General features: G+C 46.2%; 12 protein-coding genes. 3 read left to right on the top strand and 9 right to left on the bottom strand.

Features of this window, described 5'->3' with window-relative positions; genetic code table 11:
* Positions 1–69 precede the first annotated feature (69 nt).
* The 4 genes from H539_RS0113815 to H539_RS0113835 form a co-directional block, all read right to left on the bottom strand.
* Complete coding sequence (locus H539_RS0113815) at positions 70–1092, bottom strand: glycosyltransferase family 2 protein (protein ID WP_026694009.1); 1023 nt, start codon at positions 1090–1092, stop codon at positions 70–72.
* A 26-nt stretch (positions 1093–1118) separates the two neighbouring features.
* On the bottom strand, positions 1119–2795 hold the full coding sequence (locus H539_RS0113820) for a DUF6044 family protein (RefSeq protein ID WP_026694010.1): 1677 nt from the start codon (positions 2793–2795) through the stop codon (positions 1119–1121).
* A 242-nt stretch (positions 2796–3037) separates the two neighbouring features.
* Positions 3038–5263 (bottom strand): AAA domain-containing protein, encoded by a 2226-nt coding sequence (locus H539_RS0113830; RefSeq protein ID WP_026694011.1) that lies wholly within the window; start codon positions 5261–5263, stop codon positions 3038–3040.
* A 126-nt stretch (positions 5264–5389) separates the two neighbouring features.
* The gene (locus H539_RS0113835; RefSeq protein WP_026694012.1) at positions 5390–6310 is read right to left on the bottom strand and encodes an MBL fold metallo-hydrolase; all 921 of its coding nucleotides are present in this window, start codon (positions 6308–6310) and stop codon (positions 5390–5392) included.
* Positions 6311–6448: 138 nt separating this feature from the next.
* On the opposite strand from H539_RS0113835, the gene H539_RS28545 reads away from it, so the two are divergent.
* A complete protein-coding gene (locus tag H539_RS28545) occupies positions 6449–6808 on the top strand; it encodes a hypothetical protein (RefSeq protein ID WP_051348578.1) in 360 nt (119 codons plus the stop codon).
* Positions 6809–6916: 108 nt separating this feature from the next.
* Positions 6917–7216 carry a DUF2268 domain-containing putative Zn-dependent protease gene (locus tag H539_RS0113845; RefSeq protein WP_218970918.1) on the top strand — a complete coding sequence of 100 codons (300 nt, stop codon included), beginning with the start codon at positions 6917–6919 and terminating at the stop codon, positions 7214–7216.
* 9 nt (positions 7217–7225) lie between these two features.
* Here the strand turns inward: H539_RS0113845 and H539_RS0113850 are convergent, their stop codons facing one another.
* The 4 genes from H539_RS0113850 to H539_RS28550 all read right to left on the bottom strand — a co-directional run bounded on the left by H539_RS0113850 (position 7226) and on the right by H539_RS28550 (position 11485).
* Complete coding sequence (locus tag H539_RS0113850) at positions 7226–7690, bottom strand: (2Fe-2S)-binding protein (protein ID WP_026694014.1); 465 nt, start codon at positions 7688–7690, stop codon at positions 7226–7228.
* Complete coding sequence (locus tag H539_RS0113855) at positions 7683–8525, bottom strand: FAD binding domain-containing protein (protein WP_026694015.1); 843 nt, start codon at positions 8523–8525, stop codon at positions 7683–7685. The genes H539_RS0113850 and H539_RS0113855 overlap by 8 nt, the downstream gene beginning before the upstream one ends.
* On the bottom strand, positions 8522–10843 hold the full coding sequence (locus tag H539_RS0113860) for a xanthine dehydrogenase family protein molybdopterin-binding subunit (RefSeq protein WP_026694016.1): 2322 nt from the start codon (positions 10841–10843) through the stop codon (positions 8522–8524). Before H539_RS0113860 ends, H539_RS0113855 begins: the two co-directional genes overlap by 4 nt.
* A gap of 150 nt (positions 10844–10993) precedes the next feature.
* A complete protein-coding gene (locus H539_RS28550) occupies positions 10994–11485 on the bottom strand; it encodes an FUSC family protein (protein WP_218970919.1) in 492 nt (163 codons plus the stop codon).
* 246 nt (positions 11486–11731) lie between these two features.
* Here H539_RS28550 and H539_RS31545 point away from each other — a divergent pair, with 246 nt between their 5' ends.
* Positions 11732–11893 carry a hypothetical protein gene (locus H539_RS31545; RefSeq protein WP_155890052.1) on the top strand — a complete coding sequence of 54 codons (162 nt, stop codon included), beginning with the start codon at positions 11732–11734 and terminating at the stop codon, positions 11891–11893.
* Positions 11894–11905: 12 nt separating this feature from the next.
* Here H539_RS31545 and H539_RS0113880 read toward each other — a convergent pair whose 3' ends face one another.
* Positions 11906–12151, bottom strand: coding sequence for a hypothetical protein (locus H539_RS0113880; RefSeq protein WP_026694017.1), 246 nt, complete (start codon positions 12149–12151; stop codon positions 11906–11908).
* Between the last annotated feature and the right edge of the window lie 47 nt (positions 12152–12198).

A 12198-nucleotide genomic window follows, 5' to 3' on the forward strand; every position in this document is an offset into this window, starting at 1 on the left:
AAAAGACGTATGATCCTTCATACGTCCATTCTTGTATCATTTAATAAGAAAACAGAACCATTTAGCACACTACCCTTTCTCCCTCATGTCCGGCAGTTCCATATGGGGCAGGGAATCAGTCAGGTCCCGTTTTCCGGCTGCGGCCATAAAGGGATTGAAATCGATGATATATTTAGGACGGCGCTTTGTTTCCTTATAAATTTTACCGATATATTCCCCGATCAGCCCCATGGCAATGAGCTGCAGTCCTCCGAGCAGCCAGATGGAAGTGATCAGGGAGGTCCATCCGGATTCTGTCTGTCCAAATAATTTGAGAATAAAGAAATAAATACCACTGGCAAGGCTTCCAAAGAAAGAGAGCAGCCCAACCAACAGAACCATCCGGATAGGTGTAATGGAAAAGGATGTGATTCCGTCCAAGGCGAAGCTGACCATCTTCTTGAGCGGATATTTCGTTGTACCGGCCACCCGTTCCTTTCGGTCATAATATACCTTTGCCGTCTTGAAGCCGATCAAGGGCACCACGCCTCTAAGAAACATATTCGCTTCCTCAAAACGCTCCAGCTCATGAACGGCCCTTTTGCTCATTAACCTAAAATCCGCGTGATTGTAAATCATACTGACGCCAAGTTTAGCCATCAAAGAGTAAAACCATTCTGCCGTTTTTCTTTTAAACAGGGTGTCCTTGTCCCTGTTTTTCCTGACTCCATAAACAATATCACAGCCGCCGAGGTACTCTTCAATAAAATCCGGAATGACTTCTATATCATCCTGCAGGTCGGCATCAATGGATATCATGCAATCCGATACTCCCTTAGCGCTGAACAATCCGGCAAGCAGCGCATTCTGATGTCCTGCGTTTTTTGACAGCTTGAGTCCCTTAATGGATGGATTTTGCAGACTTGCTTGATAAATGATCGGCCATGTACCGTCACGGCTTCCATCATCCACATAAAGCACCCTGCTTTCTCTAGAGACCGAGCCTCCCTGTTTCATCCGCTGTAAAAGCTCGTCCAGCTGCTGGAGGGTATATGGCAGGGCTTCTTCTTCGTTATAGCATGGCACCACAATGGTCAGCACCGGTTCCAGCATAATAAGTTCCTCCTTCCGGTCCAAAGCTATAGGCTGACTTTATACAAATAAATTTTCCAGACAGCTTCTTTGGAAGAAAACGTTTTTTCAAGCACTAGATGATTTTCTTCAGCATTCATGATGGGGACAGCCGAAAAAATGTATTTCCCGCCAAGCTTTTTGAACGGCTCCATATCAAGCTGAAGGTGTTCCAGACGTTTTTTCGATTGTTTCTTAACCATATATTTTTTGCCAAGCTGAGAAGTGAATAGATAGCATCTGCCGCCCCACTCGTCAAAATACTGTTCGATGGTTTTGTTTTTATCCAGTTCTCTAGCAATGATTTTCCTGAATTCATGCTTGTAAGACAGCGGATAAAAATTATTGTATGTATCCAGGGTGTAAAAGCCATTATACTGGGCAATGGCAGGATGGAGTCCGATATTCGCGACCCGATAGCTTTCCTGCGGCTCCCCGATATAGTCTTTTATCTGGGCAAATAGTTTTTCAGAATAAAATTCTCTGACTGTAGGCTTGGAATGATAAATAATTTCGTCATTGCATCCTGCAAGCACACAGATCTGGAAAACCAGAAACCAGGCAGCTCCCTTCCTGTTGAACACTCTATGATTGAAGAGGATTTTCAGGGACAGAGCGAATAAAACATATAAGATGAGGGGCCTCAAAAAATGAAACCTTGCGAAATTGAAGGTATTCAAAAAGTGAAATTTAACAGTGGCTGGCTCCCAGCCCTTATAAAACCAGAAGGCATACCAGATGGAAAGCAGAACATTTACACCCATTAACAGGACGAAATGATATTCCTGCTTCCACAGCTTGTGTACCCATACAGCATAAAGGGCAATAAAGGTAAGCGGCAGGATGACCAGACCGTGGACCGTCATGTCATGAGTGTGCCCAAGCACGTAGTTTTTGACGGATAATTTCACTGCATCCATGAAGGAAAGCCTTGCATGCAGGTATTCATCCCTGCTGTTTGGTTCACCTGCCAGGAAAAAGGATGAGACCAGCCGATATTCAATACAGAGGTAAATCAAGGTCATCAGGCTGAGCGATCCAAGAAACCTCAAATTCACCCCCCTGCCCCGGATTAGATCGGTAACCCAGAGAATGCCCATTGCGCTAAGAAAGAAAAAGAACCCCAGCACAAAGCTTGAATAAAAGGGCAGAAAAACAAGAATGAGAAAATCTTTCCATGAATATCTACCTTTCCTTATATTCAGAAATGCATACAGAGCAAGCGGCATTCCAAGCGTACTCAGCATTCCGGATGGCCAGTAAGGAGTTAAAGCGAAGGTAAGAGAAGCTCCGGCCGCAATGAAGCCCCATTCCTTCTTTGGGAGGAAATGCCTTTTTAGCAGCAGATACATTCCGAGAAAGGCAATCATCCTAGTAAATGCCTGATTGACGGTGTAGGCAGCCATGGTCGGGAGCCAGGCAAAAATCCAGACAATGCCGCTCCATTCTGTCCCAAACGCATTCCGCGGCAGGCCATTAATGATCTGGGGAATCACCGCATGAATGGAACCGAACATTTGTCCGCTTGAAGCCAGCACCTTATACCAGGCGAGATTAGAATCCAGATTATCATGGACCCGGATATGTGCATCCTCCCCCAGCAGAATCAAAGGAGACAAATACAGCAAAATGATCAAAATCCCAAATCCAATCTGCCTGCGCTCACTTTCCCAAAAAAACCACACAAAACCACCTCCCCGTCCTTGTGCTCCAATAACCATAATGTGTGCCAGCATAAGAAAAATTATGCAAAATGAAGTGAGCTAAGCCCGAGACTGTTCCCATTTTCCAGAAACAAAACCCTGCCACAGCGACCTTCTTCCGGGGTCTGCCTCCCCATTTTCCAAGACCCGCCGGTCCACTCCAGAAAAAAAGGACTCCATGGGGGGTACAACATCCCCTTGGAGTCCTTAAAACGGTTATCGCCTTATTCAGTTACCGGCAGCATGCGCAGGAAGGCTTCTATAAAGGTCTTTGATTCTAATCGTACCGCGACTGAAGGCGGTCTCGTGTTTTTGATATTTTCAAATGGCATGCCGTACCACAGATATTTTTGATCAATCATGATAAAAGGAAACGGAAGCTCTCCTGAGAGCTTTTCGTCCGCTTTCACACCTGCAGCCATTCCTCCTGAAATGACCGTTTTCTTCACTTTCGTACGATTCACCATCTCCTGCCAATCCTTAGTCAAAACCATTCCCTCCGGCAGGGAGATAAGGATGGAGGATTGGGCACCTGCCAGATCCTGTCTGACTCTTTCCAAGTTTTTCGCATGAAACCATCCTAGTCTTGGATGATGATTTTTCACCCATGTCCCAATTTCCCCGGGATGAACGGCCTGATGCCCTGATGCCTGGTAATCGACCAGCTGCCTGATCGTCTTGCTAGGATAAACATGGCTTCTGATATAATTCATGTCGCTGATATGGATAAACTTGCTCTTGGATCTTGTGATGGCTACATTAATCAGCCGGCTGCTGTCTTTCCCTGTCAGCAGCATACCTGGCCGCGGGAAGGGGTAGGAGTCCACACTGTCAAAAACCATGACCTCCCGCTCACTTCCCTGGAAACGATGCACCGTCGCCGATGCCAGATTCCCCTGCGCCTTTTCTTCCTTATACAAATCATCAAGCAGAATGCCCATTAAATCAGCCTGGGCCCTGTAAGGAGTCACATAGCCGATGGACCTGCTCCCCGCCTCATACGACTCGTGAATAACCTGAAAGGCTTGAAAGAGATGCCAGGGATTCAAACGCGAATTCGAGAGCCTTGCACTGATGCTGTGCTCCCCCGTATAGCTGGTATCCACCAAAACAGATGCCTTTCCAGGAAACGGAGCAAGCCCGGCCGCTTGTTCACGGTTTTCCCTTACACTCTCATGATCCTCCACCAGGGAGTGATAAATATAGTTATTTGTAAAAGCCGAGATGTCAGGATGCATCCGCCTCTGCTGATTCAAAAGGAACAGCTGTGGATGAAGATCACCGTCTTTATTGGGCGCCACCCCTGCTTTTTCAAAGATATCCTTTCGCAGCCACTCATCTGCCGCATGGCTTCTGGAGGCCGCAATAGGAGGCAGCTGCTTAAAATCTCCGCATACAATGACCCTTTTTCCAAGCGATGCAGCAAATGCGGCCTGCGGGATATACGCCTGGCTGATTTCATCGACGATCACTAAATCATATTCATTTTCATAGATTGCAGGGTCTGTTGCGGCTTTCGCAAGGGTCGTCCCGATAATATCCGCATCCTTCATGAACTGGACTTCCTTCTGCCTGATTTTTTCCAGCACTCTGGCAATCTTGGTTTCAATCTCAAGCAGACGGCCCGAATCCCTCTGGCTGTAGGAGCCGATGAGATCCTGCTTTAAAAGCCGCCTTTCCTCTGTGAGCTGCCATTTATCCTGAGCAAGTTCAGGAAACTGTTTTTCCAGCAGGGCAGCTGTGGCAATGCTTTGGGCAAGCTCCGCACTCTGGGAACCAAACCGGAGAATGTCTCCTTCATGAAACATGTCCTTTTTTTCCAAAAAAGAATATACTTCGTTCATCAGCACATCTACCGCCTGATTGCTGTGCGATAAAATCAAAACTCTCTGCTTCTTTTTATATTTATTGGCCGCAACTCTTGCAAGCGTATAAGTCTTCCCGGTCCCAGGAGGTCCCCAGACAAAGGTTGCTGAATTGTACTTCGACCGTAAAATCAGCTCATGAAGGCTGCTCTTGGTTTCCTTTGGATGCAGGGATTCCCCTGAGGGCTCCATCAGGCTTTTTATTCTTTTACGTTTTCGCTTGCTTGTTTTCATTTCATCCAGACGGGAGGATAACTCATCAAGAAGCTTCCAGGGATCGTGATATAAAAAGCCCTCAGGAATCAAATCTCCAATGTGCCGGGTAAAGCTGATGATGACTCCTCTTCCTTCAGAAGAAAGGATCCTGCCCTCTTCACTGGTTCCCTGCCATTCAAAACGCACTTCTGTTCCATTGGGAATCCGGATGTTTTCCCCACTTTCAAAAAAATAAGAATAAGTATCCGAGCTTGCTGCCAGATGGCCATTCTTAAGATAATATTTTGTACTTCCATATTTCTTCAGGTGATAAATTTCCGCTGACAGTGCATCCTGCCATTCGGCGATATATTTTAAAGTTGAGGTCATTGCTAGTACTTCCTTACTGTAAAAAAGGAGACGGCCGCATGGCCTGCTCCTTCATAAAATTCTATTTAGATGGGCTGTACACCCAAACATTATATAACTATAACATGTTTCAGTTAAAAACACAGCCTACAGCCAAAGAGTCTCCCCGATCAGAAGCGCCTTCAGTGAACGTTCCGCAAGCTTCCTCTTTTCCCATTCTGCCAATAGCCGCCCTAACGCTTCCGGCCCTGTGTCATCCGCTAGTCGGTAAGCACCGTAATGCATGGGGATGAAAAGCTTTCCGTTCATTTCTAAAAATGCCTTTACTGCATCTTCCGGGTTTATATGGGAAACCGACATGAACCATTCCGGCTCGTATGCCCCGATCGGCATTAAAATAATATCGAGCTCAAATTTCTCCCCGATTTCCTTAAACCCCCGGAAGTATCCGGAGTCTCCAGCGAAATAGATCGACCGGCCTTCCTCAGGCTCCATGATCCAGCCTCCCCAATGGGAGGTGTTGGTATCCCGGAGTGTTCTCCTGGTCCAATGCTGGGCAGGCACAAACGTCAGCTTAAGCCCTGCGTGTGTAAAGTCTTCCCACCAATCTGCCTCAATCACCTTCTGGTATCCTTTCTTATTGAAAAGGGCCTTCAGTCCCGCAGGCACATAAAAGACGGGAGATCCTCCGATCTTTTTGATTGTCCCAAAATCAAGATGATCATAGTGTCCATGAGAGATTACCACAATATCAATGGCAGGAAGTTGTTCGATCGGAACGCCAGGAAGGGTCAGCCTTTTTTGCACACCCATTCTCCTTGCCCAGACTGGGTCCGTCAAAATGTTCAAGCCGTCCATCTGAATCAGGAAAGTAGAATGCCCGATCCAGGTAACGGAAGCCCTTGTTGTATTTTTCTTGATTTTTTCTGCCTGAATTTCAGGGGCATGGGGAATCTGTGTGATGAGGTCTTTCTTTTTCCCCCTTCGCTCCTTCGACCACCTCAGCATATCCCGAACGCCTTTTACATTTTCAATTCCATCCATATTTGCATATATTCTGCGTGCCATCTATAACTCTCCTTCTATTCCCGGTCATTAGCTGATTCTATTATTCCATATTTTTTTAGTTTCTAAAATGAAAAGGTAGATTAATCCATCCATCAGGGTGGTACTAGTAAAGAAATTGACATTAAGGGAGCTGTTGGCATGAAGGAGGATAAACAGAGCTATTACGTCGATATCGCAAACGGAGAGGTTCTGCAGGAAAGGATAGACGGAAGCCCCAATTTCCGCATCTATGCAAATGAGGAAGAATTGGCGGACTTAAGAGGCTGGTTCAGGGCAAATTATAATGACGATCTCAAAACATTTTCAAGATCGCATGTCCCTTTTTTAGAGCCCTCCAAAGATTCGCAGAATGATAAATATGAACACTCCATGAATGAAATTTACAAAATGATCTATGACCTTGGCGATGAGGAAGCCCGGAATTTCATTGAGGAACAAAATCTGTTAATTTCCTATAACGAAAATGACCGTGATGACATTGAACGCATGAAGGAATAATCCACGCCAGCAATCCCCCCGGGTATTAGAAGCCGGGGGGATTGCTGCTTCAAGGACATAAAATGACTATCTCCCAAAAATATACATTTTATGGTAATATGGTGGATAATGGATATTCAGGGGGTAACAAATGAAAAATATTCTAGTTGTTTTACTATGCAGCCCATTCCTGATGAACAGTTGAAAGAAACGTTATCCGGATTAAAAAATGATCGTCTTTCTTATGATCAATTGATGTTTGGAGATGAATCAAAGAACATCCCAAAACAAGCTAATTATATCGTCGGCTATAAAATCCTGCAGAGTTATTTAAAGCAGCATCCGCAAGAAAAAGTTGAAGACTGGACCACCCTGGATACAAATAAAATTATTCAAAACAGTGATTATGCAGATTTGATCAACAAATAAAATTTCTATTTATTCCTCTGCTAAAATAGACGCCACAGCCTCCTCAATTTCCTGATAGCTTGTGCATCTGCATATATTGGATTGCATCCATTCTTTTATGACAGCCTTGTCAGCATGCGGCTGCTTTTCGGCGAGGGAATGGCAGACCATAATGAAGCCGGGAGTGCAGTACCCGCACTGAAAGGCAAAATGCTTGATGAAGGATGCTTGCGTTTTCGTGTTGATTAAACCTTCAATCGTCGTGACTTTATGTCCCTCGGCTTCGATGGCAAGCATGATGCAGGATTTCATGGGAATTCCGTCTACCAGAACCGTGCAGGCACCACAGTCGCCATTCAGGCAGCCAGGCTTTGCTCCTGTCAGACCGAGTTTTCCGCGGAGCACTCCCAGAAGGGTATCAGCCGGCCTGAATACAATGTCTTTATCCTCATCATTTACGGACAGTATTAATACTTTTTTATTTGTTTCAGGCATTCTGCTCAACCTCCCATACAGTGAGTATATCGGTCAATGTATTTTTCAAAACAAAAAGGCGGTATTCCGCAGAACCTTCAATATCATTCAAAACCGGTGCTGGAATATGGCGCAGTGCACGGTCCATTCTCACATCCAGGGTTCCATCTTTTCTATTCAGCTCATCTTCCATTCGTTTTGAACGAAAAGGAAAAGAACATAGACCGCTGAATGCTGCCCTGATTTCCCCTTTCGCCTTTAGGGCAGCTATTGTGACGAGCGGATAGCCCGTTTCCCACTGCTGCCTGATTTTCACACTCATATATGGCATTCCTAGAAAATCTTTTCTTGTCAGGGTCTGGATTAGGAACTCTCCCCTTCCAAGCTGCATCGTCTGCTGAAAGGCTTCATGGGCTGGAAGGATTTTCACCCCTTGTGGTCCGCCTATGACAAATAAGCTGTCTGTCAACAATAGGGGCAGGACGGCTTCCCTGTAAAAGATTTCGCCGCAGATATTTCCTCCAAGCGTTATTTTATTACGGGCTGTATGGTCCGCAATTTCTTTTGACACAGAAGTTAATAAAGGAAAGGCGTTTCTTTCTTCAATTTGGGTTAACGTCAGGGAAGATCCAAGAACGAGGTAGTCCTCTCCCAATATATGCTCTCTGCATTCGTGAATGGCTTTAATATCGATAACGGCTTTGGTTTGAATCAAGTCCAGGCGGAGCAGCGTAATAATTTCGGTTCCGCCTGAATAATAAAGGGGAAGCATTTTCTGTCTGTCCAGCTGTTCATGAAGCCTGGCTGCCTCCTCAATGGACTCTGGCTTATAGTAGTCAAAATCAACAGGAATCATCTTTTACCCTCCTGCAGGGTCCTCCAGATCAACTCCGGAATCAGAGGAAGATGTATCATTTCTACTCCAGCTGCAATGGACAGTGCGTTCGCAAGTGCTGCAGGCATTCCAAGCAGTCCATGCTCCCCCGCTCCCCTTGCGCCAAAAGGGGCTTCCACATGAGGAGTATTCACGAACTCCACTACATACTTGGGCTGTTCCCCGTACCGGATCGGACGATACGTCCGCAGCTGAAAATTCAGCACTCTCCCCATCTCATCGAAATAAAATGTCTCCCTTCCTGCAAAAGAGAGCCCCATGCTCATCGCCCCCATCACCTGGCCCCTTGCAGCCCTTTCATTGAGCACTCTTCCAATATCCACCACTGAAATCGCCTTTAGAATCCTGTATGTGCAGTCCCTGGTATCAAACTCCACTTGGACGGCCTGTGCCCCTACAGCCCATTCAGGCCCTGGCCTTCCTGCACCTGTTTCTTTATCTATATTGGTCATGTTCCGGAGAATATAGCTACCCCTGCCTATGATCTGCCCGCCAATCGCATTTCCATTTGGATAGGTGTACCCATATACAACTTCCTTGAAAGAGAGGCCGATCTCAGGCTCCGCCTTTACAAATACTCGTCCCGAATCAATGTCCAGATCCTCTTCCCGAACCCTTAATGCACAGGAAGCAATCTCCTTGATCTGGCGGATCGCATCTTCTGCAGCCGCCATCACAGCCCTTCCTCCCATCAAGGTCCCCCTGCTGGCCACAGTCTTCCAATGCTCCGGCGTAGTCTGGGTATCAACGGTCATCTTGACATGGATCATTTCAACCGGAAGCCGCAGTTTTTCCGCCAGCATCTGGGCCAGAATGGTTTTCGTCCCCGTTCCTATTTCCACAACTCCCGACATCAAATTCACGCTTCCATCCGGGTTAAAGGTCAGGATCACACCCGAGCTTGCATTTGTATCGATCGTGGAGTTCTTCCATACACACGCTATACCTGCCGCCCGGACTTTACGGGGGTCATGCCCCGCATTGGGCTCCCATTCCTCTTCCATGATGTCCTTCAGCCTTTGAATGCAGCCCCTCACATCCCCTACATTGCTTTTGTTCACCAAAACCTGGGTTGGGGTTGTATGCCCCGGCAGAATAGCATTCTTAAAGCGAAGTTCAAGCGGATCCATCCCAAGTTTTTTCGCCAGAAGGTCCATGGTCCTCTCAAAGGCAAACAGCACTTCCGAATGTGCAAACCCCCGAAATGGTGCCGGATATGGGTGATTGGTATATAAGCAGTACGAATCGCACCATATATGTTCAATATGATAAGGCCCCGTACAATCCACAGCCCCTGCCCTGCATAAATCAGGCGATTTATCCGCATAGGCGCCTCCGTCAAAAAGATAGAGTATTTCAGCAGACTTCAGGATCCCTTCAGAGGTGCAGCCCAGTCTGATCGTGGCATCAAGCCCAATATGGCATGGTGCTGTCAGGATGTCTTCTTCCCTCATGTATCTCAGCTTTACCCTTTTCCCCCCTACGGCCCTTGATGCAATGAAGGCCAAGAACTCCCATTGTACAGATGCCTTCCCTCCATATGCGCCTCCTACCAGCGGCGTTTTTACGATGATTTTTCCTGCTTCAATATCAAAATACGAACCTATTAATTTCTTGATCATAAAGGGCGCCTGAGAGGAGGAAGTGATCAAAACATCTCCATCAGCCCGGATTTCAGCCGTACAGCTTCTCGTTTCTATGGCCGCATGGTCGGACGGACCGAAAGAATAACGTCCCTCAACAAATACAGCACTTTCACCGATTCCCCTGCTGAGATCCCCTTTTCGGATTTTTGTTTTGTGGGCGATATTTGTTCCTGGTTCTGGATATACATTCTGTCCTCTTTTATAATGTTCAACATGTTCATGGACCAAGGGAGCACCAGCCTGATACGCCTGGCTTGGGGAGTTCACTGCTGAAAGCGGCTCATAGTCGACCTTTATCAGGGAAGCAGCCAGAGCTGCCTTATCGAGCTTTTCAGCCACGACCAGGCACACGGCCTCACCATGATGGCGGACCTTTCCCTGTGCAAGAGGCGGCCTGTCCGTGATCTCTTCACCTGTCAGAGGCAGGCCTTCCCCTGTTAAAATCGCACGGACTCCGCTTACCTTCTCCGCTTCACGGGTATCGATGGATTTGATCAGGGCATGAGCAAAAGGGCTTGTCACGAGCCTCGCATGATATATACCTGCAGAGCTGAAATCATCTGTATACCTCGCCTTTCCTGTCACTTTATCAGGCGCTTCTTTCCGGATTACGCTTTTCCCGATGATATTCATCTTCCTGCCTCCCTGCTGAACCGATTCTTATGTATCAAAGGCAGCCATATGTCCTCTATATTTGAAAGCTGTCAGTTTTTTGTAATTGGCGGGATCTCTCCTTCCAAAGTCAGGAAATCCCTTTGTCATTATATGTGCCTTCAGGGGCACTCATTCTGAGGATTTTTGAACCTTCTTCCGTTTTTGCCGCCTGATTTGAAAATGAAGCAGCTGCAGGAAAACAGCCACCAGTATACCTATTAACGTATCCCGTATCCGGTCTGCCGGGTAATGTTTGGATTCGTGCTCAAGCCCTATGACTAACAACACACTCAATGCCGTCTGTTCCATCACTTTAACATCCATCCCCAGACAGAGTGCAGTTAACATCCCCAAAAATATAGACAGTGCCAAAGTAAGATAGCCGGGTGAAACATGCGAGAAAAACAGTACAGTGAACATTACGCCAATGATGGTCCCAATGATCCTCTGGATGGAGAAGCGAACAGATTTTTCCAGGCTCGGCTGCACACAAAGGATAACCGACAAAGGAGCAAGATAAGGGTGTATGGAGCCAAAAAATTCGGCCGTTTTCCACGCGAAAGAAGAACCGGCCGCCAGCTTGCAAAGGTAAATGAATTTATGCAGAAATGGTTTTTCCATAGGCACCTCTTGAAAAATGGAGTAGAGGTTATTATTTGTCACTATGATAAGGTTCATCCAAGATAATTGGGGATCCAGGAAAGGTACAAACTGGATATGGCTGATACTCATAGCCGCGCTTGTATTCATGAATTCCTTGGCCAATCTACAGCACCGGAAGATGCAACCCCCTTTATGGCTGTCTGGTATATCCATAGGTTTACTTGGCCCCTTAATAGCTGTCGCAGCTGGTGATATGTTTACGGAATGGATGTAAAAACCGGCGGCACCGGAGAAGGAGCAGCAATTGCAGCTGCTTTCATGGGTATCATTCTTGTACTGGATGGGGTCATCTATCTAATTTCTGGGATTGTGATAAGCGGCCAAAGGTTCAGCATAGCAGAAAAACAGGTAAAAAAGGCTGTCTGAGGAGATGATCCATTAATATTTATACATTAGAACCAATGCACCAACTATGGCGGCTGCCAGGTATAAGAGACCCATACTCTTCATTTTTCTTTGCTTGTTGATTACATTCTCAATTCCTCCAAATAAAAACATACTCAGCATCAGGATCTGAATCGTTATATGATTATTCTCGGAATCATCATTCCAGCTATAAACGGAATAAATCAACAAACTTAAACCGCTCAGTATCGATAACAGATTAAATATCTTTATGAACATAGGAACCTCCGAATTTTAATTTCCTTTTTCAACCGTAACTAGACGGA

Source organism: Peribacillus kribbensis DSM 17871 (assembly GCF_000430765.1).
Lineage (GTDB): Bacteria > Bacillota > Bacilli > Bacillales > DSM-1321 > Paraperibacillus > Paraperibacillus kribbensis.